31 protein-coding genes are annotated in these 23,003 nt (G+C 28.9%); 27 read left to right on the top strand and 4 right to left on the bottom strand.

All coding sequences use genetic code 11. The features are described 5' to 3' along the window. The first annotated feature begins 1 nt into the window (after window position 1). The 19 genes from moaA to purF all read left to right on the top strand — a co-directional run bounded on the left by moaA (window position 2) and on the right by purF (window position 13,761). Complete coding sequence (moaA, locus tag CPEL_RS07685) at window positions 2-970, top strand: GTP 3',8-cyclase MoaA (protein WP_044599342.1); 969 nt, start codon at window positions 2-4, stop codon at window positions 968-970. After that, window positions 970-1,719, top strand: coding sequence for a 7-carboxy-7-deazaguanine synthase QueE (locus CPEL_RS07680; RefSeq protein ID WP_044599341.1), 750 nt, complete (start codon window positions 970-972; stop codon window positions 1,717-1,719). Before moaA ends, CPEL_RS07680 begins: the two co-directional genes overlap by 1 nt. Continuing rightward, window positions 1,716-2,300, top strand: coding sequence for a 6-pyruvoyl trahydropterin synthase family protein (locus tag CPEL_RS07675; RefSeq protein ID WP_044599340.1), 585 nt, complete (start codon window positions 1,716-1,718; stop codon window positions 2,298-2,300). The genes CPEL_RS07680 and CPEL_RS07675 overlap by 4 nt, the downstream gene beginning before the upstream one ends. Continuing rightward, complete coding sequence (locus tag CPEL_RS07670; RefSeq protein WP_049984605.1) at window positions 2,300-2,500, top strand: hypothetical protein; 201 nt, start codon at window positions 2,300-2,302, stop codon at window positions 2,498-2,500. Before CPEL_RS07675 ends, CPEL_RS07670 begins: the two co-directional genes overlap by 1 nt. Continuing rightward, complete coding sequence (locus tag CPEL_RS07665; RefSeq protein ID WP_044599338.1) at window positions 2,500-2,910, top strand: membrane protein; 411 nt, start codon at window positions 2,500-2,502, stop codon at window positions 2,908-2,910. The genes CPEL_RS07670 and CPEL_RS07665 overlap by 1 nt, the downstream gene beginning before the upstream one ends. Continuing rightward, window positions 2,910-3,572, top strand: coding sequence for a 16S rRNA (uracil(1498)-N(3))-methyltransferase (locus tag CPEL_RS07660; protein ID WP_044599337.1), 663 nt, complete (start codon window positions 2,910-2,912; stop codon window positions 3,570-3,572). The genes CPEL_RS07665 and CPEL_RS07660 overlap by 1 nt, the downstream gene beginning before the upstream one ends. A gap of 77 nt (window positions 3,573-3,649) precedes the next feature. Then, the gene (gene rpmE / locus CPEL_RS07655; protein WP_044599336.1) at window positions 3,650-3,850 is read left to right on the top strand and encodes a 50S ribosomal protein L31; all 201 of its coding nucleotides are present in this window, start codon (window positions 3,650-3,652) and stop codon (window positions 3,848-3,850) included. Then, window positions 3,850-4,668: a 16S rRNA (cytidine(1402)-2'-O)-methyltransferase gene (gene rsmI, locus CPEL_RS07650; protein WP_044599335.1), complete on the top strand. Its 819-nt coding sequence runs from the start codon at window positions 3,850-3,852 to the stop codon at window positions 4,666-4,668. The genes rpmE and rsmI overlap by 1 nt, the downstream gene beginning before the upstream one ends. 19 nt (window positions 4,669-4,687) lie before the next feature. Further along, window positions 4,688-5,368, top strand: a complete 681-nt coding sequence (gene rlmB / locus CPEL_RS07645; RefSeq protein ID WP_044599334.1) for a 23S rRNA (guanosine(2251)-2'-O)-methyltransferase RlmB — start codon at window positions 4,688-4,690, stop codon at window positions 5,366-5,368. After that, window positions 5,361-6,236, top strand: a complete 876-nt coding sequence (locus CPEL_RS07640) for a hypothetical protein (protein WP_044599333.1) — start codon at window positions 5,361-5,363, stop codon at window positions 6,234-6,236. Before rlmB ends, CPEL_RS07640 begins: the two co-directional genes overlap by 8 nt. Beyond that, on the top strand, window positions 6,230-7,036 hold the full coding sequence (locus CPEL_RS07635; protein WP_044599332.1) for a hypothetical protein: 807 nt from the start codon (window positions 6,230-6,232) through the stop codon (window positions 7,034-7,036). The genes CPEL_RS07640 and CPEL_RS07635 overlap by 7 nt, the downstream gene beginning before the upstream one ends. 13 nt (window positions 7,037-7,049) lie before the next feature. Beyond that, window positions 7,050-8,252 (top strand): LL-diaminopimelate aminotransferase, encoded by a 1,203-nt coding sequence (locus CPEL_RS07630; RefSeq protein WP_044599331.1) that lies wholly within the window; start codon window positions 7,050-7,052, stop codon window positions 8,250-8,252. A 1-nt stretch (window position 8,253) separates the two neighbouring features. Next, a complete protein-coding gene (locus CPEL_RS07625; protein WP_044599330.1) occupies window positions 8,254-9,507 on the top strand; it encodes a homoserine dehydrogenase in 1,254 nt (417 codons plus the stop codon). After that, on the top strand, window positions 9,507-9,845 hold the full coding sequence (locus CPEL_RS07620) for a YraN family protein (protein WP_044599329.1): 339 nt from the start codon (window positions 9,507-9,509) through the stop codon (window positions 9,843-9,845). Before CPEL_RS07625 ends, CPEL_RS07620 begins: the two co-directional genes overlap by 1 nt. A 50-nt stretch (window positions 9,846-9,895) precedes the next feature. After that, window positions 9,896-10,210, top strand: a complete 315-nt coding sequence (gene trxA / locus CPEL_RS07615; RefSeq protein ID WP_044599328.1) for a thioredoxin — start codon at window positions 9,896-9,898, stop codon at window positions 10,208-10,210. A 117-nt stretch (window positions 10,211-10,327) separates the two neighbouring features. Then, window positions 10,328-11,266 (top strand): thioredoxin-disulfide reductase, encoded by a 939-nt coding sequence (gene trxB, locus CPEL_RS07610; protein ID WP_044599327.1) that lies wholly within the window; start codon window positions 10,328-10,330, stop codon window positions 11,264-11,266. Between the two features lie 65 nt (window positions 11,267-11,331). Beyond that, complete coding sequence (locus tag CPEL_RS09700) at window positions 11,332-11,622, top strand: DUF2874 domain-containing protein (protein ID WP_044599326.1); 291 nt, start codon at window positions 11,332-11,334, stop codon at window positions 11,620-11,622. 69 nt (window positions 11,623-11,691) lie between these two features. Next, a complete protein-coding gene (gene dapB, locus CPEL_RS07600; protein ID WP_044599325.1) occupies window positions 11,692-12,420 on the top strand; it encodes a 4-hydroxy-tetrahydrodipicolinate reductase in 729 nt (242 codons plus the stop codon). Then, a complete protein-coding gene (gene purF / locus CPEL_RS07595; RefSeq protein ID WP_044599324.1) occupies window positions 12,421-13,761 on the top strand; it encodes an amidophosphoribosyltransferase in 1,341 nt (446 codons plus the stop codon). A gap of 2 nt (window positions 13,762-13,763) precedes the next feature. Here the strand turns inward: purF and CPEL_RS07590 are convergent, their stop codons facing one another. From CPEL_RS07590 to ilvE, 4 genes are read right to left on the bottom strand one after another with little or no spacing between them, the layout of a single operon-like run. Beyond that, window positions 13,764-14,294 (bottom strand): DUF2393 domain-containing membrane protein, encoded by a 531-nt coding sequence (locus CPEL_RS07590; RefSeq protein ID WP_044599323.1) that lies wholly within the window; start codon window positions 14,292-14,294, stop codon window positions 13,764-13,766. After that, window positions 14,294-14,830 (bottom strand): DUF2393 domain-containing membrane protein, encoded by a 537-nt coding sequence (locus tag CPEL_RS07585; protein WP_044599322.1) that lies wholly within the window; start codon window positions 14,828-14,830, stop codon window positions 14,294-14,296. The genes CPEL_RS07590 and CPEL_RS07585 overlap by 1 nt, the downstream gene beginning before the upstream one ends. Before the next feature lie 15 nt (window positions 14,831-14,845). Beyond that, entirely contained in the window at window positions 14,846-15,916 is a 1,071-nt protein-coding gene (locus CPEL_RS07580) for a prohibitin family protein (protein ID WP_044599321.1), read from the bottom strand. A gap of 9 nt (window positions 15,917-15,925) precedes the next feature. Next, entirely contained in the window at window positions 15,926-16,840 is a 915-nt protein-coding gene (gene ilvE, locus CPEL_RS07575) for a branched-chain-amino-acid transaminase (protein WP_044599320.1), read from the bottom strand. A 131-nt stretch (window positions 16,841-16,971) separates the two neighbouring features. Here ilvE and CPEL_RS07570 point away from each other — a divergent pair, with 131 nt between their 5' ends. The 8 genes from CPEL_RS07570 to mreC all read left to right on the top strand — a co-directional run bounded on the left by CPEL_RS07570 (window position 16,972) and on the right by mreC (window position 22,997). Next, on the top strand, window positions 16,972-17,178 hold the full coding sequence (locus CPEL_RS07570) for a tautomerase family protein (protein WP_044599319.1): 207 nt from the start codon (window positions 16,972-16,974) through the stop codon (window positions 17,176-17,178). Next, a complete protein-coding gene (gene bcp, locus CPEL_RS07565) occupies window positions 17,175-17,636 on the top strand; it encodes a thioredoxin-dependent thiol peroxidase (RefSeq protein WP_044599318.1) in 462 nt (153 codons plus the stop codon). The genes CPEL_RS07570 and bcp overlap by 4 nt, the downstream gene beginning before the upstream one ends. Beyond that, window positions 17,630-18,709 (top strand): epoxyqueuosine reductase QueH, encoded by a 1,080-nt coding sequence (locus tag CPEL_RS07560; protein WP_044599317.1) that lies wholly within the window; start codon window positions 17,630-17,632, stop codon window positions 18,707-18,709. The genes bcp and CPEL_RS07560 overlap by 7 nt, the downstream gene beginning before the upstream one ends. 61 nt (window positions 18,710-18,770) lie before the next feature. Then, window positions 18,771-19,211: a 3-hydroxyacyl-ACP dehydratase FabZ gene (fabZ, locus tag CPEL_RS07555; protein WP_044599316.1), complete on the top strand. Its 441-nt coding sequence runs from the start codon at window positions 18,771-18,773 to the stop codon at window positions 19,209-19,211. Then, window positions 19,211-20,002 (top strand): acyl-ACP--UDP-N-acetylglucosamine O-acyltransferase, encoded by a 792-nt coding sequence (lpxA, locus tag CPEL_RS07550; RefSeq protein WP_044599315.1) that lies wholly within the window; start codon window positions 19,211-19,213, stop codon window positions 20,000-20,002. The genes fabZ and lpxA overlap by 1 nt, the downstream gene beginning before the upstream one ends. Further along, window positions 19,995-21,224, top strand: coding sequence for an ATP-dependent Clp protease ATP-binding subunit ClpX (clpX, locus tag CPEL_RS07545; RefSeq protein ID WP_044599314.1), 1,230 nt, complete (start codon window positions 19,995-19,997; stop codon window positions 21,222-21,224). The genes lpxA and clpX overlap by 8 nt, the downstream gene beginning before the upstream one ends. 2 nt (window positions 21,225-21,226) lie before the next feature. Further along, window positions 21,227-22,264: a rod shape-determining protein gene (locus CPEL_RS07540; protein WP_044599313.1), complete on the top strand. Its 1,038-nt coding sequence runs from the start codon at window positions 21,227-21,229 to the stop codon at window positions 22,262-22,264. Continuing rightward, window positions 22,254-22,997 (top strand): rod shape-determining protein MreC, encoded by a 744-nt coding sequence (gene mreC / locus CPEL_RS07535; RefSeq protein ID WP_044599312.1) that lies wholly within the window; start codon window positions 22,254-22,256, stop codon window positions 22,995-22,997. The genes CPEL_RS07540 and mreC overlap by 11 nt, the downstream gene beginning before the upstream one ends. Window positions 22,998-23,003: the final 6 nt, after the last annotated feature.

The following is a 23,003-nucleotide window of genomic DNA, read 5'->3' as shown; positions in this document are numbered from 1 at the left end:
AATGTTAGTAGATAGCTATGGAAGAGTGATTGATTATTTGAGAATTTCAGTAACACAAAGATGTAATTTTCGTTGTCTTTATTGTATGCCAAAGACTCCATTTGAATGGAGTGCTAAAGAAAATCTTTTAACATTTGAAGAGCTTTTTATGTTTGTTAAAGTTTGTATTGATGAAGGAGTTAAAAAAATTCGTATTACAGGCGGAGAACCTTTGGTGCGTAAAGATTTGTATAAATTTATTACTATGATTAGTGAGTATAAAAATGATTTAGATTTGGCTTTGACAACAAATGCTTCTTTATTAAAACAACAGGCAAAAGATTTAAAACAAGCTGGATTAAAAAGAATTAATATTTCATTAGATACTTTAAAAGAAGAAGTGGCTTATAAACTTGCACAAAAAAATATACTAAAAGATGTTTTAAATGGTATAGAAGAAGCTTTAAAATTAAATTTTAAAATAAAATTTAATACCGTAGCACTTAGAGGAATTAATGATGATGAATTTATTAATCTTTTAGAATTCGCCAAAGAAAGAAATTCCCAAATTCGTTTTATAGAATTTATGGAAAATTATCATGCTTATGGAGATTTAAAAGGATTAAAATCAGCAGAAATTTTAAATATACTTGCTCAAAAATATACCTTTAAAGAAGGACAAAAAACACCTAATGCACCTGCGACTATTTATGAATTAGAAGATGGGTATAAATTTGGTATTATAGATCCTCATAGCCATGATTTTTGTGATAGTTGCAATCGTATAAGACTTTCAGCAGAAGGCCTTTTAATACCTTGTTTGTATTATGATGAGGCTTTGAGTATTAAAAAAGCTATACGCAATAAAGATATAGCAGGGGCTTGTGAAGTTTTAAAAAATGTTATAAAAAATAAATCAGAAAAAAACAGATGGTCAGAAAATGAAAGCAACCAAACTTCCACAAGAGCCTTTTATCAAACGGGTGGATGATGGAAGTTGTTGAAACTTTTTTAAGCTTGCAAGGTGAGGGAAAATACAGCGGAAATTTAGCTGTTTTTGTAAGATTTGCAGGGTGTAATTTTAATTGTGCGGGTTTTGGGGTAAAAAAACAAAAAAATTCTAAAGAATTCTTAGGTTGTGATACCATTAGAGCGGTTTTTACTAAAGAATTTAAAAATACTTATAAATTTTATGAAGCAAAAGAGCTTTTTAAAGAGCTTTTAAAACTTGCTAAAGATTTTAAACCTATTGTAGTGATTACAGGTGGAGAACCTTTGTTAAATTATAAAAACGCAGATTTTTTAGAATTCATTAGTCTGCTTTTAGAAAATGACTTTATAGTGCATTTTGAGACTAATGCAAGCATTGAAATTGATTTTGAAAAATATCCTTTATATAAACAATGTTATTTTGCCTTGGGTATTAAGCTTAGCAATAGTGGGGTAAAAAAAGAAAAAAGAATCAATGAAAAAGCCTTGAAAGCTTTTAAAAAAAATGCAAAGGATAGTTTTTATAAATTTGTTTTGGATGAAAAATTCATTCAAGAAAATAAAGCTTTAGAGGAAATTAATGAAATTTTACAACTTTGCGAAAATGAAGTCTTTTGCATGCCTATGGGGGCAAAGGAAGAAGAAATTTCTAAAAATAGCTTAAGCGTTGCTGAATTTTGTATAAAAAATGGATATAATTACTCTGATAGATTGCACATTAGAATTTGGGGAGATAAAGAAGGCGTATGATTATTAGAAAATTGTTTGAATTTGAAAATGCTCATATTGTTAGATTTTGTAGTTCTAAGCGATGCAAAACTAGTTTACATGGCCATTCTTACAAGGTGGAAATTTTGCTTGAGAGTAAATACCTTGATAATGCAGGAATGGTATATGATTTTGGTTTGTTAAAAGATGAGATTAAACAAATTATTGATAGCTTTGATCATGCTATTACGCTCTTTAAAGATGATGATAAAACTTATTTAGAAGATATGAAAAAACACTCACAAAGGTGGGTGAGTTTGCCTGTAAATGTTAGTGCAGAAAATTTTGTAAGGATTTTTTTTGTATTAATTGATGCTTTGCTTTTAAAAACTAAAATGGTAAATGGTGAGCGTGGTGTGCGATTAAAAAGTGTTATAGTACATGAAACTAGAACAGGTTATGCACAGGGTTTTGAAGAAGATGCTTATAGTGAGTTTTTACCAAAAATAAATTTGATAGATATTGAATTTTCAAAAGCCATACAAGATGAATGGAAAGATAAGGATTTTTTTAAAAAATTACAGGATAAAGATTTTATCTTTGTCAATCAAAAGGAAGTATGATGAAAAAAATATTAGCAATTTTGCCATTTTTGTTTTTTATAGCTTGTTCTAACAATGAGCATAAAAATATAAAAAAAGAATTAGAAACTGAAAATATTCAAATTGAACAAAGTGATTCCAATGTTCAAATTAATGATGATACTCTTCCTATACCAGTGGATGATGAAATTAAAGATGAAAATACTACTCAAGGAAAATAATGGAACAAAGTTATGAATTTTTTTTGGCATTGCATGTTTATAGTTTGTATGCAAATGGTTTTTTGATGTTATTTTATTTATATTTAACTCAAAGTAGCTTTTCTCAAGAATTTATTTTTATAAAAAAAATTCGTTTATTTTTACCAATTTATTATTTGTTCTTGGCTATAACTCTTTTTACAGGAAGTTTGCTATGGGCTTTAAAACATTTTGAATTTAGTTTGTATATGTTTTTAATGTGGCTTTCTTGGTTTTTGATTTTTGCTTTGGCTATTTATCAATTTATTTTATTTAAAAAGGCAAGAATGTATAAATGTTATTCTAAATTTAGATTGCTTTCGTTTTTTATTTTATGTTTAGATATATTTTTACTTTTTATTCCTTATATATTTAAGAGTTTTTATCTTTAATGCAGTTTTTATATCACTTAAAAAGCGGCGATGAGATTATAGAAGTAAATAATGAGTCGTTTTTACATTTAAAAGCTAGAAGAATTAAGATTGGCGATAATGTTATTTTTAGAAATTTTAATGATTCTTATGCATATACATACGAATGTATAGAAATTCTTAGGCGATCTTGTATTTTAAAACTAAAAGAAAAAAAAGAACAAAAATCTCAAAAACAAACTAATCTTCATTTAGCTTTGGCTGTAATTGATCCAAAAAATATAGAAAAAATACTACCATTTTTAAATGAATTAGGTGTTTTTAAGTTATCTTTTGTGTATATGGATTTTTCACAAAAAAATTTTAAACTAGATTTTACAAGAATGGAAAAAATACTCATAGAATCATCCCAGCAATGTGGAAGAGATTCTTTGTTGAAATTAGAATTATTTGAAAATTTTCAATTATTCCAAAAAGCATATAAAAATATAGTTCTTATTGATTTTGAAGGAGAAGATTTATCTTTATTTGAACCTAAAGAGCATGTATTTTTAGTAGGAGCTGAGGGTGGATTTTCTGAAAGTGAAAGAAAAAAATGCACAAAAAAAGCTAGATTGCAAGCCTCTTATATACTTAAAGCACAAACAGCTATTATAGGGGTTGCCTCTAAATTTATAATTTAAAATAATGCTTAAATTTAGCTATTTTTTATATAAAAATTTATATAATTACGCCTTAATGTTTATACAAAGGATAAATAATGAAAAAAGAAATTCATCCAGAATATGTAGAATGTAAAGTAAGTTGTGCTTGTGGAAATTCTTTTACTACTAAATCAAATAAAGCAGAAATTAAAGTCGATATTTGCTCAAATTGCCATCCATTTTTCACAGGTAGTGAAAAAATAGTCGATGCTGCAGGTCGTGTAGAGAAATTTAAGAAAAAATACGCAATGCAATAATGTTATATTTTATTCCTACACCTATAGGAAATTTAAGCGATATATCTTTTCACTCTTTAGAAATTTTACAAAAATGCAAACTCTTTTTGTGCGAAGATACAAGAGTTTGCAAATCTTTAATTCATCTTCTTAATGAAAAATTTAATTTAGAAATAAAACCTCATAAATTCATAGCACTGCATACGCATAATGAAAAAGATTTTTTAGCAAAAATAGATGAAAATTTTTTTCATCAAGATGTTGTATATTTAAGTGATGCAGGTATGCCAGGTATTAGCGATCCAGGGCAATTTTTAATCGAGTATGCTATTAAAAATGATATTGATTATGAAGTTTTAGCAGGTGCAAATGCTGCTTTGTTAGCTTTAGTTTCAAGTGCTTTTTGTAAAAAAGAATTTATTTTTATGGGTTTTTTGGCTAATAAAAATCCTCAAAGACAAAAAGATATTGAAAATTTAATGCTTAATCCTTATCCTAGTATAATTTATGAAGCACCTACTAGAATACTTAGTTTAATAGAAGAAATTAATAAAATAGACCCTTTACGCGAAATTTTTATAATTAAAGAAGCTACAAAAAAATTTGAAAGTAAATTTAGAGCAAATGCTTTAAAGGTTTTAGAAAAGTTAAAAACAATGGATTTGCGTGGTGAATGGTGTGTAGTAGTAGATGCTAAAAAAACGCAATTTCGTCAAAACACCTTATGTGAGCAAGATATTTATGAGCTTGATTTACCTTTAAAAGTAAAAGCAAAATTGCTTTCAAAAATTAATGCAAAATCTCCAAAAGAAAATTATCAAAAACTGCTTTTAAGTTGAATTTGGTTATTATTTAAAAATGATAGTATATGGTAAGCAGGTATTTTTTTACATTTTAGAAAAACATAAAGAAAAAATTAATGAAATTTATTTGGCAAAAGAATGCCAAAAGGCTGATTTTACAAAAATTATCAAAAGTTCTAAAAAGATCAAAAAGCTTGATTTTAAAACTGCACAAAGCCTTGCAAGAGGGGGTAATCATCAAGGATTTTTGATGGATATTAAAGAATTTGAATTTAGTGCTTTTGAGGATTTAAAGGAAAAAGATTTTATTGTAATTTTGTATAATATCAGCGATGTTGGAAATATCGGAGCTATTGTGCGTAGTGCTTATGCACTTGGAGTTGATGGGGTGATTTTGGCTGCAAAAAGTGTGGCTATTGATGGAGTGATACGCTCAAGCAGCGGCGCGGCTTTAGATATGAAAATCGTTTTAAATGATGATATTTTAACCATGATAAATGAGCTAAAACAAAAAGGTTTTTATATTTATGCTAGTGCAAGTGGAGGAGATGATATACATACTATAAAAGTTAAAGAAAAAAAAGTTTTGATTATGGGTAGTGAGGGTTTTGGTATAGCCCCTAAGATTTTAAAAAAAAGTGATAAATGTGTGGGTATAAAAATGCATAATGATTTTGATAGCTTAAATGTAAGTGCAGCTTTTGCAATACTTTGTGATAGGATGAAAAATGGATAATTGGACAAAATTACAAGATTTAAATTTAGTAGAAGTTCAAAGACGAACGCAAATTGAATTAGCATGTCTTGAGCTTATTGTAAAAAAAGATTTTAAAACTTTATCTCGTTTTAATGTAAATGGCTATATTAAAATTTTACAAAGAGAATATGATCTTGATTTCACAAGCTTTTTAGAAGAATATCATGCTTATTTAGAAGAAAATGGTATAGAGAAAAAAAACCATGTTCATATTTCTCCAAGAGTTAATTCTTATACAAAAGAAGGTTCTAATTTATGGTATTTTGTAATTATAATTGCAGTGGTTTTAATTATACTTATAGCTTTTGGTGCATCAAGATTTTTTCAAAATTTTACTGATGAAAATACTACAAATATTTTAGAGCAAGAACAAGTTGTTTTAGAAGATAAAAACGATGATAATAAAAGCGAAGAAGTAGTTAATTTTTTTGCTAGCGAAGAAAAAAATCCTATTATAGAAGAAAACAAAAGCGATGTAAATGTAGAAAATAATATTACATTAGAGCAAAATCAAGATGAAAATATAACAAATGAAGACATTGATAATAATAAAACAATATTATTAAAAGAAAGTGTTATTAAACCTAGTGCTGAACTTTGGATAGGAATGATTGACTTAAAAGATCATAAAAAAAGCTCCATGATTATAAAGAAAGATTATGTACTTTCTTTACAAAAAGATATGTTAATTACTACAGGACATGCAGCTTTTACCATGAATGATGAAAACAACAATACCTTAGAATTTAAAAATGGATTATCTAAATTTTTAATTATCAAAGATGGTCAAATTAAGCAAATTACTAAGGCTGAATTTATGAAAGAAAACAAAGGAAAGTTATGGTAAAAATTGCAATCATTGCTATAATTTTTAGTATAAATGCTTATGCATTAAGTGCTTTAGAGGTTGCAAAACATATCGTTAATGATAGCTCTAAAGATGCAAAATTAGAGCTTTTGTTTGCAAACAACAATTACATAGATGTAAATAAAAATGTGAATATATATGAAATCTCGCAAATTTTAAAAACAAATTCTTTAGCTAACTTTATATTTAATGAGCCAAAAACATTGATTTTTAGTTTCAAAGCACAAGCTGATTCTGTAATTTTTTTCAAAATTATTAATGATACTTTAAATGAATTAGGTTATGTTTATTTTATACCTATTGAGCTAACATTAAGAGAAAATTATATTACATATAAATTAGCTGTTGATTCTCAATATATGCTAGATCCTGGTTTATTTTATAAAGCATTACTTTTAAATTCAGTTTTTATTAAGGATATTTCTAAAATTTCAGAATTAAACTATGAATACGAACTTGATTTTTCAAAAGCTATGCCAAAAATTAACACCCAAGTTTCACTTAATGTCCTTACTCAACTAAACAAACCTTTAAGGGAATATATTCTTGATCTACAAGGGGCAAAGTCTATAGAATTAAGCGCACATAATTTAGATTCTTGGTTTTGCAAAATCCAATTTTTGGATAAAAATTTAAATTTTATCCAAGGAGTAGAAAAAATACATAAGCAAAATGATATAACTTTGCCTATTCCTTTGGGTGCAAAATATGCTATTATAGGAGATATGTTTAGCCTTGATAATATTAAAAGGGGTTTAAAAATTTACTTAAGACGCTAAAAAAGGACGGAAAATGTTTGAAGAAATTCATTTTAATACCATAGAAAGACTTCCAAATTATGTTTTTGCAGAAGTAAATGCGATAAAAATGGCAGCAAGAAGAGCTGGAGAGGATATTATAGATTTTTCTATGGGAAATCCTGATGGCAAAACCCCACAGCACATTATAGATAAGCTTTGTGAAAGTGCTAATAAAGACAAAACTTCGGGGTATTCTGCATCTAGTGGAATTTATAAGTTAAGACTTGCAATTTGTAATTGGTATAAAAGAAAATATAATGTTGATTTAGATGCTGAAAGCGAAGTTGTTGCTACTATGGGTTCAAAAGAAGGTTTTGTGAATTTAGCAAGAGCTGTGATTAATCCTGGTGATGTGGCCATTGTACCAACCCCTGCTTATCCAATACACACTCAAGCTTTTATTATAGCAGGTGGTAATGTAGTTTCAATGCCTTTTGACTTTAATGATAAATTTGAACTTGATGAAAATATCTTTTTTGAAAATTTGCAAAAAACCTTGCGTGAGAGTTTGCCACGCCCAAAATATGTAGTGGTAAATTTTCCTCACAATCCTACAACGGTTATCGTAGAAAAAAGTTTTTATGAAAGATTGGTTGCTATGGCAAAAAAAGAAAGATTTTATATTATTTCTGATATTGCTTATGCGGATTTGACTTTTGGAGCTTATAAAACCCCTTCTATTTTAGAAGTTGAAGGTGCTAAAGATGTTGCAGTAGAAACTTATACACTTTCAAAATCTTATAATATGGCAGGTTGGCGTGTGGGTTTTGTTGTAGGTAATAAACGCTTAATTGGAGCTTTAAAAAAAATAAAATCTTGGTTTGATTATGGCATGTATACTCCTGTGCAAGTTGCAGCTACTATAGCTTTAGATGGTGATCAAAGTTGTGTAGAAGAGATTAAAGCAATTTATGCTAAAAGATTGGATGTTTTAGTTGAATCCTTTCATCAAGCAGGATGGAGTCTTAAAAAGCCTCAAGCAAGTATGTTTGTGTGGGCAAAATTGCCTAAGAATAAAGCTCATCTTGGAAGTATGGAATTTGCTAAACAGCTTTTGCAAAAGGCCAATGTAGCTGTTAGCCCTGGGGTAGGTTTTGGTGAAGCAGGTAATGAGTATGTGCGTATAGCTTTAATTGAAAATGAAAATCGCATACGCCAAGGGGCAAGAAATATCAAAAAATATTTAAGAGAATAAAATGAAAGTTGCAATTTTAGGCTATGGCACTGTAGGAAGTGCTGTTGTAGAAATTTTATTAAAAAATAAAGATTTGATTAAAGCAAGATGTGATGAAGAAATTATTCCAGTAATTGCTTTAGCAAAAACTCCAAAGCCAAATGCGTTAATTCCTGTGGTAAATGATATTGATGCGATTTTAAAACGCGATGATATTGATGTATTTGTAGAATTAATGGGTGGTATAGATTTGCCTTTTGAGTTAATTTCTAAAATACTAAAACAAAAAAAAGCGGTGATAACAGCAAACAAAGCTTTGCTTGCTTATCATCGTTATGAACTTGAAAAATTAGCTAAAAATTCAGCTTTTGGTTATGAGGCTAGTGTTGCAGGTGGAATTCCTATCATTAAAATTTTAAAAGAAGGCTTGAGTGCAAATAATATTCTTTCTATAAAAGGTATATTAAATGGTACAAGTAATTTTATTTTAAGTAAGATGGCAGAAGATAATGCCAAATTTCAAGAAGTATTAAAAAAAGCACAAGATTTAGGATATGCTGAAGCTGATCCTACTTTTGATATAGAAGGATTTGATGCTGCACATAAGCTTTTAATTTTAGCTAATATTGCTTATGGTTTAAGAGTAAAACCTGAAGATATTTTGATTGAGGGTATTAGTAAAGTAAGCGATGAGGATATTTATTTTGCTAAAGAATTTGATTATGTTATTAAACATTTGGGTATTGCTAAAATAAAAGATGAAAAAATAGAACTAAGGGTTCATCCTGCTATGCTTAGTAAAGACAAAATGCTTGCAAAAGTTGATGGGGTTATGAATGCTATTAGTGTATATGGTGATGTTTTAGGAGAAAGTTTATATTATGGAGCAGGTGCTGGAGGAAGAGCAACTGCAAGTGCTGTTATAGCGGATTTAATCGATATAGCAAGAAAAGAAAAAAATAGTGCTATTTTTGGATATTTAAGTGATACTTCTTATGAACTTTTAGATAAAGATAAAATTTATACAAGATACTATTTGAGATTGAAGGTATTGGATAAAATAGGTGTTTTGTCAAAAATTACTCAGCTAATGAGCGAGCATGAAATTTCTATTGATATTTTTCTTCAAAAGCCTAAAAAAGAACAGGAAAACTATAGTACTTTATTTTTTATAACCCATGAAACTTATGAAGAAAATATACAAATTTTAATACAAAAATTAAAACAACAAGAATTTATCAAAGAAGAAATTTTTATGATGAGAATAGAAGATTAATGGGCTTAAAAGAATATCTTTTTGGTAAAAAAGGTGAAAATGATGCTTGTGAATTTTTAAAATCACAAGGCTTTGAAATCATAGAAAGAAATTTTCATTCTAAATTTGGAGAAATTGATATTATTGCTGTAAAAAATAATATTTTACATTTTATTGAGGTTAAAAGCACTCAAGGAAATTATGAAGTAGCGTATCGACTGGATTTTAAAAAATACAATAAAATTATAAAAGCTATAGAATATTACTTTATGAAACATAGTAATGAAAAAAATTTTCAATTAGATTTACTTTGTGTGTATAAAGATGATATAAAGCTTGTAGAAAATATTAGTTATTAAGACAATGTTTATTCTATTTCAATAAAATTTAAAAAAATAAAGGAGAAAAAATGGGAAAATATATTGATTTAACTGCAGAAAATTTTGCACAAGCAAAAGAAGGTGTAGCTTTAGTTGATTTTTGGGCTCCATGGTGTGGACCTTGTAGAATGCTTGCTCCAGTTATTGATGAGCTTGCTAATGATTTTGATGGCAAGGCTAAAATTTGTAAAGTAAATACAGACGAACAAGGTGATTTAGCAGCGCAATTTGGTGTTAGATCTATACCAACTATTATCTTTTTTAAAGATGGTGAAGTAGTTGATCAATTAGTTGGTGCTCAATCTAAACAAGCTTTATCAGATAAATTAAACTCACTTTTATAATTTAAAGCCACTTAAGTGGCTTTCTACTATATTTTTTACTATTTAATAATTTTTATTATTTATAATTAAAGAAAAATTTGTATAATACTTCAAAATAAAAATCACAAGGAAAATATGATGTTAGATTTAGCTATTATAGGTGGTGGTCCTGCAGGATTGAGTGCGGGTTTGTATGCTACTAGAGGCGGATTAAAAAATGTTGTAATGTTTGAAAAAGGTATGCCAGGTGGGCAAATTACTTCAAGTTCTGAAATAGAAAATTATCCAGGCGTAGCACAAATTTTAGATGGAATTTCTTTTATGGCACCTTGGAATGAACAATGCATGCGTTTTGGCTTAAAGCATGAAATGATAGGTGTAGAGCAAGTAAGTAAAAATGCTGATGGTAGTTTTAATATAAAGCTTGAAGGCGGAAAAAACGCGCAAGCTAAGGCTGTGATTGTTTGTACAGGTTCTACTCCGCGTCGTGCAGGTTTTAAAGGCGAGGATGAATTTTTTGGAAAAGGAGTTAGCACTTGTGCAACTTGTGATGGCTTTTTTTATAAAAATAAAGAAGTAGCAGTTTTGGGTGGAGGCGATACTGCATTAGAAGAGGCTTTATATCTTGCAAATATATGCTCAAAAGTTTATCTTATCCACAGACGCGATGAATTTAGAGCAGCTCCTTCAACGGTTGAAAAAGTTAAAAATAATGAAAAAATAGAATTAATCACCAATGCTATTATAGATGAGGTTTGTGGTGATAATATGGGTGTGAATAAAATCAAAATAGGCCTTAATGATGGTTCTAAAAGAGAACTTGATGTGCCAGGAATTTTTACCTTTGTAGGTTTAGATGTAAGAAATGAGATTTTAAAGCAAGATAATGGGGAATTTTTATGTGCTATGGAAGATGGTGGTCAGGTAAGCGTTGATCTTAAAATGCAAACTAATGTAGCAGGTTTATTTGCTGCAGGAGATTTAAGAAAAGATGCTCCAAAACAAGTTGTATGTGCTGCAGCAGATGGAGCAGTTGCTGCACTTAGTGCTTTAGCTTATGTAGAAAGTCTGCACTAATATTCACATAAATTTCACACAAACTTTATAAGATTCTTCTATTAATTATTATCAAGGAGAATCTTATGAAAAAAATACTAATTTTAGGTGTAACTTTAGTGGCAATAGCTAGTGCAAATATTACACAGCAAAATATTAACCCATATCAAGAAAATATACCACAACATTATCCTTATACACAAAATTATTATGGACTTTCAAAGCCTATAATGGATAAAATTCAAAATTCCTTTCCTGGTGCTTTTATTGTAGATGTGGACTGGGAAGAATACGGATATGAAGTAAAACTAAGCAACAATATGGAGATGTTTTTTGATAGAAATGGAAATTTTTTAGGCCAAAAATGGGATGATTAAAAAAAGTGTTATTTGCTTTTAAATAAATAAACGCTACAATTTTCCAAATTCTAAAAAGGTAGATTTAAAATGATAAATATTGGAATTCATGGAAGTAATGGGCGTATGGGAACTCAAATAAGACTTTGTTTGCAAGAGGATGATCAAGCAAAGGAAAGTGCTTTGTTTGATCAAGGTTCAAATTATGAAGAATTTTTTGCAAAATGTGATGTAATTATAGACTTTTCTACTCCTAAAGGATGCGAAGATTTGCTTTTGTATGCAAGAAGCAATCCAAAACCTTTGGTAATAGGAACTACAGGTTTGAATAATAAGCAACAAGAATTAATGCAAAGTGCGAGTATTATTATGCCTATTCTTTATGCAACTAATATGTCTTTAGGTGTGGCCATATTAAAAAAACTTTCATATTTAGCAAGTGAAGCTTTAAAAGATTTTGATATAGAAATATTAGAAATGCATCATAATAAGAAAAAAGATGCACCAAGTGGCACCGCAATGACTTTAGCGCAAAATGTTGCTAAAGCTAGAAATTTGGACTTAGAAAAAGTAAGAATTAGCGGAAGAGATGGGATAATTGGTCAAAGAAGTAAAGATGAAATTGCGGTTATGAGTTTAAGAGGTGGTGATATAGTAGGTTCTCATAGAGTTGGCTTTTATAATGAAGGTGAATTTATAGAATTAAATCATACAGCCACTTCAAGAGCAACTTTTGCAAAGGGTGCTATAAAGTGTGCAAAATGGTTAGTTTCTCAAGAAAATGGCTTGTATGATATAGATGATTGTTTAGGAATTTAAATGTGTGCAGTAGTTGGAGTAATTAATTCAAAAAATGCAAGTACGATTGCTTATTATGCTTTGTTTGCTATGCAACATCGTGGGCAAGAAGCAAGTGGAATTAGTGTAAGCGATGGTTTAAATATAAAAACACATAAAGCCAAAGGTGAAGTAGGACAAATTTTTAATACTCAAATTTTAGCAGATTTAAAAGGCGAGATAGCCATTGGGCATAATCGTTATTCTACAGCAGGAAATTCTTCTTTACATGATGCACAGCCTGTTGCAGCAACTTGTTCTTTAGGTGATATTTCTTTAGTGCATAATGGAAATTTGATTAATAAAGAAGAAATTAGAAAAGAACTTATTGAAAATGGTGCAATTTTTCATTCTAATATGGACACAGAAAATGTAGTGCATTTGATAGCTAAAAGTAAAAAAGGAACTTTAAAAGATAGATTTATAGAAAGCCTAAGCCAAAGCAAGGGTGCGTATTGTTTTATGCTTGCTAGTAAAAACCAGCTTTTTGTTGTAAGAGATCCTTACGGGGTTAGACCTTTATCTTTAGGAAGATTGAAAGATGGAGGGTATATTATTGCAAGTGAAACTTGTGCTTTTGATTTAATAGAAGCTGAATTTATCCGTGATGTAAAACCAGGTGAAATGCTAATTTTTACACAAGGTAATGATGAATTTGAAAGTGTTCAAGTCTTTGATAAAACAGATCCAAGAATTTGTGCATTTGAATATATATATTTTGCTAGACCTGATAGTATTTTAGAGGGTAAAAGTGTATATGAAGTGCGTAAAAAAATGGGAGAAACCTTGGCTAAAAAATTTAAAGAAAAGGTAGATTTTGTAGTACCAGTTCCTGATAGTGGAGTAAGTGCTGCAATAGGTTTTGCACAATATTTAAAAATTCCACTTGAAATGGCAATAGTTAGAAACCACTATGTAGGTAGAACCTTTATAGAGCCAACTCAAGAAATGAGAAATTTAAAAGTAAAACTTAAACTAAATCCTATGAAAAAAGTTTTAGAAGGTAAAGATATAGTTGTAATTGATGATAGTGTTGTAAGAGGAACAACTTCTAAAAAAATAATTTCTCTTTTAAAACAAGCAGGTGCAAGAAAAATTCATTTAGCTATAGCTTGTCCTGAAATAAAATTTCCTGATATTTATGGTATAGATACACCTACTTTTGAAGAACTAATCTCAGCTAACAAAAGCGTTGAAGAGGTTAGAGAATACACAGGTGCAGATAGTTTGACTTTTTTGGATATTAATGAGCTAGTTTCAAGTATAGGCGATGAAAGAAAATACTCTTTAATAAGTTTTGATGGAGATTATTTTATAAAATAAAATTATTTGCATTTTAATTGCTTGAAAATTTTATAACTTTGATAATGAGGTGGTAAAGCCACCTCAAATGAAAAATCTTTATATGTATGACCTAAAAGGTTATTTGCTATGTTGATATTGTAAGATACATCTCTTTGTTGTTTATTGGCTTGTTTTATACTATCGAAATTGTTTTGATTGAAAATTTCGCCACTGATTTCATGTTTTTTATTATCATCGATTATTCTTAGCTCTAAAAAACATTTGGAAATTTTAAAATTTGTATCATTGGTTACTCTTCCTTTAATGATAATGCTTTCAGTTGCTAATCTTCTATAAGTTGAAAAATTACTTAGACTTGCTTTTTTAGTGTATTGATCAATTGTTTGTAATAATGATATAGTTAAAATAATAGCTAGAACTAAACTAATACCACAAAAAATAAACATATTTTTTTTATTAGATATTTTTAAAAAAAGTAAAAGCCAAATTAATGCCGTAGATATTAGCATTATAATGATTATTAAAATATGAAAAAGAGTAAAATATCCCATTAAAAACACTTTGAATTTATTTTAATCTCAAATTTTTCTTCACTTTTAAAATCGGAAATTTTTGTCCTAAGATTTATAGTTTGATCAGGTTTTATAGTTTTTTCTAAAATAATTGATTTGCTTCTTATGGGTTTTATGCTATATAAAAATTTTTGAATTTTACTATCGTCTGTTGGTTTTTTATGAACGCTAATAGAAATTTTGCAATATTGAAAATTATTTTTAGAAGTATTTTTTAGACTATATTCAATGCTTAAAGAGTTATCATAAGTGAAATATTTGTAATAATCAATATTAACAATTCTTGATCTTACTACAGTATCTATTAAAAAATATCCAAGATATGCCATAGAAATGGAACATAAAATTCCTAGAAAAATCACAATAAAGGCAAAATTTGCCTTATGTCTTATAAAAAGTGCTATAAATAAAGTAGCAACGAAAAAAAACACAACTAATACAATGACTAAAAAGTCAATCAGCTGCAAATGAGAAATATAAAAAAGTATTTGCTCTCGTATTTTTTGTGCATCCATTGCTACTCTTTGTTTTTAATTTGTTATTGATGAAGCTCTTTTGTTGTCTTTACTATCAACCCAAATATTTGGTACAGCTCCTCCTGGAGTTAAAAATATTTTTGCATCTTTATTAACTTTCAAGGCTTCATTAAATTGTTTTTGAGTTTCTATTTGTTTTAAATCAAGCAAAGGATTATTTAAGCTTTTTGCTATTTCTCTATTTGAATAAGCTTGTGCATCAGCTTCTATTTTAACTGCACTTGCTCTACCTTTGGCACTAATAATAGTCGCATTTGCTTCCCCTTCAGCTAAAGCTGCTTTTTTTAATGCTTCTTGATTAGCTCTTTCAACTTCATATTTTGTTCTTTCTGCTTCTTGTTTTGCTATTTGAACCCTTTCTATTTGTTCTTTTACTTTTGAAGGCAAGATGATTTCTCTAAGCTGAACAGCTTGCAGTTCCGCTGGTTCGTTTGGTTGACTCTCTATCGTTTTTCTAATGCCTTGATCAATTTGAACTGCTATAGTGTTACGATTAGTTGGAAGTTCTTCTGCTGTATATTGTCCTACAACATTTCTTACAACATCTCTTACAACTGGATCTATGATTTTATTTTCCCAGTTTAATCCCCAAGTTGCTATGGTTTGTGGAACTTGTAAAGGATTTAGTCTGTATTGAACAGTTACATCAATAGAAACAGGCAATCCTCTTGAATCAAGCACTGAAATGCTATTTTTATTAACTACACCTGATCCTATATGTAAATTTTCATTTACACCTTCGACAGAAGCATAGTTAATTTGCCTTACTCTTGTATCTACTATGGTAATTTTTTGCAATACTGGCATAAAAAAATGAAGTCCTGGTTCTAAAGGAGTTGGGCTATATTTACCTGTGGTGGATTTAATTCCCATTTCCCCTGAGTTAACAATAGCAAAAGGTTTAAATAATGCAAAAACCAAAATAATAGCAATTGCACTATAAATTAGTGGAGAAAATTTCCCAAAACCTTTAAAATTAAATTCCGGAGTTTTGAAATTCAAATTTTGTTTGTTATTGTTTTGATTGTTTTTTTTATTAAAATAATCATTTAAGTCAGCTGGCATTTATTTCCTTTAAATATAAGTTAGCATAGAAGCGTATTTTTCGTTACGCCCATAAACTATATCAAAATAAGCATTTTGAAGCTTTTTAGTAAGCTCACCTCTTTTTCCATTTCCTATAATTCTTGCATCTATATTATTTATAGGAGTTATTTCTGCAGCAGTTCCTGTAAAAAATGCTTCATCTGCTACATAAACTTCATCTCTTGAAATTCTTTGACGCACAACGCTTATGCCTAAATCATGAGCGATTTTTAAAACCGTATCTTGAGTAATGCTTTTTAATGAAAAATCATTTGGAGGTGTGATTAATTTATCATCTTTAACCATAAAAAAACACTCTCCCGTTCCCTCAGCGATAAATCCTTCCTCATCAAGCATTAATGCTTCTTCATATCCTGCTTCAATAGCTTCAAATTTAGCCATTTGGGAGTTTAAATAATTCGCACTTGCTTTTGCCTTGCCTAGGCTTGATTTTACACTATTTCTTGCAAAAGATGCGATTTTTACTTTTATGCCTTTTTCTAAACCCTCATCACCCAAATACGCACCCCATTCCCAAGCAGCAATAGCTACTCTAACTGGTGCTTTAGCATGATAAAGCCCCATAATGCCATCACCTAAAAAGATAATAGGACGAATGTAAGTGTTATTTTGAAAATCATTTACTCTTAAAAGTTCTATTTGTGCTTTTTCAAGCTCTTCTTGAGAAAAAGATGGATTGATTAAAGTAATTTTAGCTGATTCTAAAAGTCTTTTAGTATGCTCTTTTAATCTAAAAATAGCTAAACCATTTTGTGTTTTATAAGCTCTTGTACCTTCAAATACAGCATTTGCATAATGCAAAGAATGTGTTAAAACATGAATTTTTGCATCATCAAAATCAACAATTTTTCCATCCATCCAAATTTTTTTTGCCCTAATCATAAACAAACCTTTTTAAAATAAGGGTAATTTTATCAAAAATATGTTTAATAATTAGCGAAACTTTAAAAAATGTTTGTATCTTGGTATTTTTTTGGTAATTTTTTGATAGTATTTTATTTTTGGAGGGAATTATGCCTATAGTAAATATTAAATTAGCAAAGCCAGAATTTAGCAAAGAACAAAAGCAAAATTTAATACACGATATAACCAAGCTTTTGCATGAAAAATATAATAAACCAAAGCAAAATATAGTAGTTATTTTAGAAGATATAGAACCATTTAATATAGGTTTTAGTGGTGAAAGTGTAGAAAATTTAAGATTAAAGGCAAAAAAATGAAAGAATTGCAAATAGGCGATAAAGCTCCTGTTTTTGAGCTTTTAAATCAAGATGGAATTAATGTATCTTTAAAAGATTTTTTTGGTAAAAAAATAATTTTGTATTTTTATCCAAAAGATAATACTCCAGGTTGCACTTTAGAAGCTTGTGATTTTACTAAATTTTATGATGATTTTTTAGATAAAAATGCTGTTATAATAGGTATTAGTCCAGATAGTGTTAAATCTCATGTAAATTTTATTCAAAAGCATAATTTAAAACATATATTATTAAGCGATAGTCAAAAAGAAGTTTGCAAGCTTTATGGAGCTTGGGGAATTAAAAAAAATTATGGTAAAGAATATGAAGGCTTGATAAGATCTACTTTTGTCATAGATGAAAATGGAAAAATAGAAAAAATTTATAAAAATGTCAAAACAAAAGATCACGCACTAAAGGTTCTAAACGATTTATGTTAGTGCATATTTGCTGTAGTGTTGATTCTCACTATTTTATACAAGAATTAAAAAAAGCTTATCCAAATGAAAATATTATAGGCTTTTTTTACGATCCAAATATTCATCCATATAGCGAATATGAACTTAGATTTTTAGATGTAAAAAGAAGTTGCAAAAAAATAGGTATAAAGCTATTTAAGGGAGAATATGATTATGAAAAATGGCTAAATATAGTAAAAGGTTATGAAAATGAGCCAGAAAAAGGTGCAAGATGTCAAATTTGTTTTGATTTTAGAATGCAAAAAAGCGTAGAATTTGCTAAAAAAATTGGTGAAAACAAATTAACTACTACTCTTTTAACTTCTCCAAAAAAAGATTTAGAGCAATTAAAAAATGCCTTACAAAAAGAATGTGATAAATTTGATATAGAATTTTTAGCACCTGATTTTAGAAAAAATGGCGGCACTCAGATGCAATTTGCTTTAGCAAAAAAAGATATGCTTTATCATCAAAATTATTGCGGTTGTATTTATGCACTTGCTAAACAAAAACAAAATAAAAATTTTATAGATGAGCTAATGTGTCCTATAAATAAGCAAATTCTACCATCAAGTATAGAAGAAAAAATTAAATTTTATAAGCAAATAAAAAATTTAGAAAAAAAGGGCATTAAATTTGAAATTCAAAGAGAGAAATTTTTAAATTATCGTTTATTAAGTGCTTTAGTAAAACACAATAAAAAAGCGATAAAAGCTTATATTTTGTTTTATTCTCATTTTAAAAATTCTTATACAAAATTTAGTATAAATGAAGAGAGTTTGAAATTTTATAAAAGCTTTAAAGATGAGATAAATATATGGAGTTTTGATTATTTTAATGTTTTGCTTAAAAATAAATTTAAAAATTTTGATGATTTTTTTAAAAATCCTTTAAAAATAAATCAAGAGCTTAAAATAAGGCAAAAAAAATTTGGTTTTTATGATCTTTCACCTGTGATTATTGTAGAAAATATTACTCAAGGAAGTTATGAATTTATGGCAAAAAGCGAAATTTATTTTGATACTAAAGAAAAAATTATTAAGTTGTTAAATTAACCATTTTATTAGTAATTTTTTTGTAAAATCTGAATTTTGAATATATTTTAAGGTTTAATTTATGATAGATGTTATGCAAATTCAAAAAATTTTACCACATAGGTATCCATTTTTGCTTGTAGATAAAATCGTAGAATTAAAAAATAAAGAAATTGTTAGAGGTTATAAAAATATTAGCATAAGCGATCATGTTTTTATGGGACATTTTCCTGATCATCCTATATATCCTGGTGTTTTGATACTAGAAGGTATGGCTCAAACAGGCGGGGTTTTGGCTTTTGAAAGTATGGATGAAAAAGTAGATCCATCATCTAAGGTGGTGTATTTTACAGGTATTGATAATGCTAAATTTAGAAACCCAGTGCGTCCAGGGGATAGACTTGATTATGAAATGAGTGTGGTTAAAAATCGCGGTAATATGTGGATTTTTGAAGGTAAAGCTTTTGTTGATGGACAATTAGTCGCACAAGCAGAACTTAAAGCAATGATAGTAGATAAATAATGAAAAATATTCATCCAAGTGCAGTTATAGAAGATGGAGCTATTATCGCAGATGGTGTTGTGATAGAAGCTTATGCTTATGTTGGAAAAAATGCCAAAATAGATACAAATTGTGTTATCAAGCAGGGTGCAAGAATTTTACCAAATGTTAGCATAGGTGAAAATTCTAAAGTTTTTTCTTATGCCATAGTTGGGGATATCCCGCAAGATATTTCTTATAAAGATGAGATAAATTCAGGCGTGATAATAGGCAAAAATGCAGTTATTAGAGAATTTGTTACTATAAATTCAGGAACAGCTAAAGGCGATGGATACACTAGAATAGGTGATAATGCTTTTATTATGGCATATTCTCATATAGCACATGATTGTATTTTAGGAAATAATATTATATTAGCCAATAATGCTACTTTAGCAGGGCATGTAGAGCTTGGGGATTACACCGTTGTAGGTGGTTTAACTCCAATTCATCAATTTGTTAAAGTGGGTGAGGGTTGTATGATAGCAGGAGCTAGTGCACTTTCTCAAGATATAGTGCCTTTTTGTTTGGCTGAAGGAAATCGTGCTAGTATAAGAAGTTTAAATTTAGTAGGTATTAGAAGGCGTTTTGATAAAGAAGAAGTAGAAAATTTAAGCAAGGCTTTTAAATTTTTGTTTAGGCAAGGAAATTTAAAAGATAATGCTATAAAATTACTCCAAGAAACAAAAAGTGAAAATGTTAAAAAAATGTGTTCTTTTATCTTAGAAACAAAAAGAGGAATTCCTATTTATAAAGGAAAAAACAATGGTTAAAAGGTGTAGTTTTTGCAATGAGCTTGAAACAAGCGAAAGAAGAATTTTGGTAAATGATTATAACAATGCATTTATTTGTGAGTATTGTGCTGAAAGTGCTTGCAGTATATTCTTTGGAGAAGAAAAAGAATTAAAAAATAAAGAACTTGATACAGAAAATTTTAAAGATATTACTCCTAAGGAATTAAAAGCATATTTAGATAAATATGTTATAGGACAAGATAGAGCAAAAAAGATATTTAGTGTAGGTGTTTATAATCATTACAAAAGGCTTTTTAGAGCGGATTTAGAAGATGATGATACAGAATTAGCAAAATCAAACATTTTACTTGTAGGGCCAACTGGTAGTGGAAAAACCTTATTAGCACAAACTTTAGCAAGATTTTTAGATGTGCCAATAGCCATTTGTGATGCAACTTCTTTAACTGAAGCTGGTTATGTGGGAGAAGATGTTGAAAATATTCTTACTCGTCTTTTACAAGCTGCAGATGGAGATGTTCAAAGAGCGCAAAAAGGGATAGTTTTTATTGACGAGATTGATAAAATTGCTAGAATGAGTGAAAATAGATCAATTACAAGAGATGTAAGTGGTGAAGGCGTGCAACAAGCCTTGCTTAAAATCATAGAAGGATCTTTAGTAAATATCCCACCAAAAGGGGGTAGAAAGCATCCTAATCAAGATTTTATTCAAATAGATACAACTAATATTTTATTTGTTTGTGGTGGAGCTTTTGATGGTATTAGTGATATTATCAAAAGAAAACTGGGTGATAATGTTATGGGTTTTTTTACTGATGAAAAGCAAAATGAAAAAGAAGCATTACTTCAAAAATTAGAACCTGATGATTTAGTTCATTTTGGTTTGATACCTGAGCTTATAGGAAGATTGCATGTGATTGCATCGCTTGAAGAACTCGATGAAGAAAGCATGGTGCGAATTTTAACTGAGCCAAAAAATGCTATCATAAAGCAATATCAAAAACTTTTTGCCATTGATGATGTTGAGTTAAAATTTGAAGATGAAGCATTAAGGGAAATTGCTAAGCTTTCATTAGAACGCAAAACAGGAGCTAGGGGTTTAAGAAGTATTATTGAAGAGATGATGGTAGATTTAATGTTTGATTTACCAGAGTATAAGGGTTATAGCATAGTAATTACTAAAGAAGTAATTAAAGAAGGTGCAAAACCTTTGTTTATTAAAAATAAAAAAAATAAAGGCTGAAAATGATTTTAGATCAAATAATTGGATTTTTTTCAAGTGATATGGGTATAGATTTAGGAACTGCAAATACTTTAGTTTTAGTAAAAGATAAAGGTATAGTAATAGATGAGCCTTCAGTAGTTGCAGTGGAGCGTGAAAGATATGGAAGGGTTAAAATTTTAGCAGTTGGTAAAGAAGCTAAAGAAATGGTAGGAAAAACCCCTGGTAATATAGAAGCAATCCGTCCTATGAAAGATGGAGTTATAGCTGATTTTGATATGACTGAAAAAATGATTCGTTATTTTATAGAAAAAACCCATAGAAGAAAAACTTTTTTAAGACCTAGAATTATCATTTCTGTGCCTTATGGTTTAACTCAAGTTGAAAGAAAGGCCGTTAGAGAGAGTGCATTAAGTGCTGGAGCTAGAGAGGTATTTTTGATAGAAGAGCCTATGGCAGCAGCTATTGGTGCAAATTTGCCAATTAGAGAGCCTCAAGGAAGTTTAGTAGTTGATATAGGTGGAGGAACAACTGAAATTGGTGTTACTTCTTTGGGTGGACTTGTGATTTCAAAATCCATCCGCACAGCAGGCGATAAACTTGATACTAGTATAGTAAATTATGTAAAAGAAAAATATAATCTTGTTATAGGTGAGAGAACAGGCGAGGAAATTAAAATCGCTATAGGTTCAGCAGTGCAGCTTCCAAAAGAACTTTCTATGGTGGTTAAAGGGCGTGATCAAGTTACAGGATTATTAAACAGGATTGAACTTACAAGTGAAGATGTAAGAGAGGCTATGCGTGAACATTTAAAAGAAATTGCAGATGCATTAAAGATTGTTCTTGAAATGATGCCACCTGATCTTGCTGCAGATATAGTAGAAAATGGTGTTGTTTTAACAGGAGGCGGAGCTTTAATACGCGGGCTTGATAAGTATTTATCAGAGATTGTAAAACTTCCTGTTTATGTGGCAGATGAACCACTTTTAGCAGTGGCAAAGGGAACAGGAAAAGCCTTAGAAGAAATTGCACTATTACATCAGCTAACCAATGAAGAGTAAGATTTTTAGCATACTTGTTTTATCTTTTTTAGTCTTTGTTTCGTTTTATTATGGAGATGTAATAAAACGAAATATCTTAAATTTAAATACCATAATTATTAGTAAATTTTATTATGGTATTGATTTTTTTAAAAATAAACTTAATGAACATTTTAATCAAGTCCAAGAAATTCATAATTTACGAGAGAGAAATTTAGAGCTTGAAAAAAATACCATTTTAATGAAAAATTTTGCTAATGAGTTAAATAACATACTAAGTGATAGAAATTCTAGCTTTTATTATCCTAGTGTGAGTTTGGTTAAAGCAATTTCGTATGTTCAAATTAGTGATTATCATAAAGTGTGGCTTGATATATTAGATTATAAAGGAAAAGTTAAAGGTTTAATTTATAATGGCTATACAGCTGGAATTGTAGTGGAAAAAAATGGTAAAGCTTTAGGACTTTTGCAAGGTGATGAAGAGTGTATTTTTTCTGTATATATAGGTAAAGAACAAGCTCCAGGTATTGCTCATGGAAGAAATGATTATGTTTTGGTAAAATATATTCCAAAATGGCTTGAACTTAAAATGGGTGATAAAGTATATACAAGTGGTTTAGATGAGATATTTTTTTCAGGAATTCCTGTGGGAGAAATTTTCAAAATAGAAGAAGAAGGTGCTTATCAAAACGCTTATGTTAAACCTTATGTAAAAATGAAAGTTCCTAGTTATCTTTATATGGTAGAAAATTAAATATTT

Origin of the sequence: Campylobacter peloridis LMG 23910 (assembly GCF_000816785.1) — a bacterium.
Lineage (GTDB): Bacteria > Campylobacterota > Campylobacteria > Campylobacterales > Campylobacteraceae > Campylobacter_D > Campylobacter_D peloridis.
This window is presented reverse-complemented; position numbering and strand designations above follow the sequence as displayed.

Excerpts from the sequence above, each read along its gene's own strand:
- moaA (WP_044599342.1), top strand. The coding sequence starts at position 2 with ATGTTAGTAGATAGCTATGGAAGAGTGATTGATTATTTGAGAATTTCA.
- CPEL_RS07680 (WP_044599341.1), top strand. The coding sequence starts at position 970 with ATGGAAGTTGTTGAAACTTTTTTAAGCTTGCAAGGTGAGGGAAAATAC.
- CPEL_RS07675 (WP_044599340.1), top strand. The coding sequence starts at position 1,716 with ATGATTATTAGAAAATTGTTTGAATTTGAAAATGCTCATATTGTTAGA.
- CPEL_RS07670 (WP_049984605.1), top strand. The coding sequence starts at position 2,300 with ATGAAAAAAATATTAGCAATTTTGCCATTTTTGTTTTTTATAGCTTGT.
- CPEL_RS07665 (WP_044599338.1), top strand. The coding sequence starts at position 2,500 with ATGGAACAAAGTTATGAATTTTTTTTGGCATTGCATGTTTATAGTTTG.
- CPEL_RS07660 (WP_044599337.1), top strand. The coding sequence starts at position 2,910 with ATGCAGTTTTTATATCACTTAAAAAGCGGCGATGAGATTATAGAAGTA.
- rpmE (WP_044599336.1), top strand. The coding sequence starts at position 3,650 with ATGAAAAAAGAAATTCATCCAGAATATGTAGAATGTAAAGTAAGTTGT.
- rsmI (WP_044599335.1), top strand. The coding sequence starts at position 3,850 with ATGTTATATTTTATTCCTACACCTATAGGAAATTTAAGCGATATATCT.
- rlmB (WP_044599334.1), top strand. The coding sequence starts at position 4,688 with ATGATAGTATATGGTAAGCAGGTATTTTTTTACATTTTAGAAAAACAT.
- CPEL_RS07640 (WP_044599333.1), top strand. The coding sequence starts at position 5,361 with ATGGATAATTGGACAAAATTACAAGATTTAAATTTAGTAGAAGTTCAA.
- CPEL_RS07635 (WP_044599332.1), top strand. The coding sequence starts at position 6,230 with ATGGTAAAAATTGCAATCATTGCTATAATTTTTAGTATAAATGCTTAT.
- CPEL_RS07630 (WP_044599331.1), top strand. The coding sequence starts at position 7,050 with ATGTTTGAAGAAATTCATTTTAATACCATAGAAAGACTTCCAAATTAT.
- CPEL_RS07625 (WP_044599330.1), top strand. The coding sequence starts at position 8,254 with ATGAAAGTTGCAATTTTAGGCTATGGCACTGTAGGAAGTGCTGTTGTA.
- CPEL_RS07620 (WP_044599329.1), top strand. The coding sequence starts at position 9,507 with ATGGGCTTAAAAGAATATCTTTTTGGTAAAAAAGGTGAAAATGATGCT.
- trxA (WP_044599328.1), top strand. The coding sequence starts at position 9,896 with ATGGGAAAATATATTGATTTAACTGCAGAAAATTTTGCACAAGCAAAA.
- trxB (WP_044599327.1), top strand. The coding sequence starts at position 10,328 with ATGTTAGATTTAGCTATTATAGGTGGTGGTCCTGCAGGATTGAGTGCG.
- CPEL_RS09700 (WP_044599326.1), top strand. The coding sequence starts at position 11,332 with ATGAAAAAAATACTAATTTTAGGTGTAACTTTAGTGGCAATAGCTAGT.
- dapB (WP_044599325.1), top strand. The coding sequence starts at position 11,692 with ATGATAAATATTGGAATTCATGGAAGTAATGGGCGTATGGGAACTCAA.
- purF (WP_044599324.1), top strand. The coding sequence starts at position 12,421 with ATGTGTGCAGTAGTTGGAGTAATTAATTCAAAAAATGCAAGTACGATT.
- CPEL_RS07590 (WP_044599323.1), bottom strand. The coding sequence starts at position 14,294 with ATGGGATATTTTACTCTTTTTCATATTTTAATAATCATTATAATGCTA.
- CPEL_RS07585 (WP_044599322.1), bottom strand. The coding sequence starts at position 14,830 with ATGGATGCACAAAAAATACGAGAGCAAATACTTTTTTATATTTCTCAT.
- CPEL_RS07580 (WP_044599321.1), bottom strand. The coding sequence starts at position 15,916 with ATGCCAGCTGACTTAAATGATTATTTTAATAAAAAAAACAATCAAAAC.
- ilvE (WP_044599320.1), bottom strand. The coding sequence starts at position 16,840 with ATGATTAGGGCAAAAAAAATTTGGATGGATGGAAAAATTGTTGATTTT.
- CPEL_RS07570 (WP_044599319.1), top strand. The coding sequence starts at position 16,972 with ATGCCTATAGTAAATATTAAATTAGCAAAGCCAGAATTTAGCAAAGAA.
- bcp (WP_044599318.1), top strand. The coding sequence starts at position 17,175 with ATGAAAGAATTGCAAATAGGCGATAAAGCTCCTGTTTTTGAGCTTTTA.
- CPEL_RS07560 (WP_044599317.1), top strand. The coding sequence starts at position 17,630 with ATGTTAGTGCATATTTGCTGTAGTGTTGATTCTCACTATTTTATACAA.
- fabZ (WP_044599316.1), top strand. The coding sequence starts at position 18,771 with ATGATAGATGTTATGCAAATTCAAAAAATTTTACCACATAGGTATCCA.
- lpxA (WP_044599315.1), top strand. The coding sequence starts at position 19,211 with ATGAAAAATATTCATCCAAGTGCAGTTATAGAAGATGGAGCTATTATC.
- clpX (WP_044599314.1), top strand. The coding sequence starts at position 19,995 with ATGGTTAAAAGGTGTAGTTTTTGCAATGAGCTTGAAACAAGCGAAAGA.
- CPEL_RS07540 (WP_044599313.1), top strand. The coding sequence starts at position 21,227 with ATGATTTTAGATCAAATAATTGGATTTTTTTCAAGTGATATGGGTATA.
- mreC (WP_044599312.1), top strand. The coding sequence starts at position 22,254 with ATGAAGAGTAAGATTTTTAGCATACTTGTTTTATCTTTTTTAGTCTTT.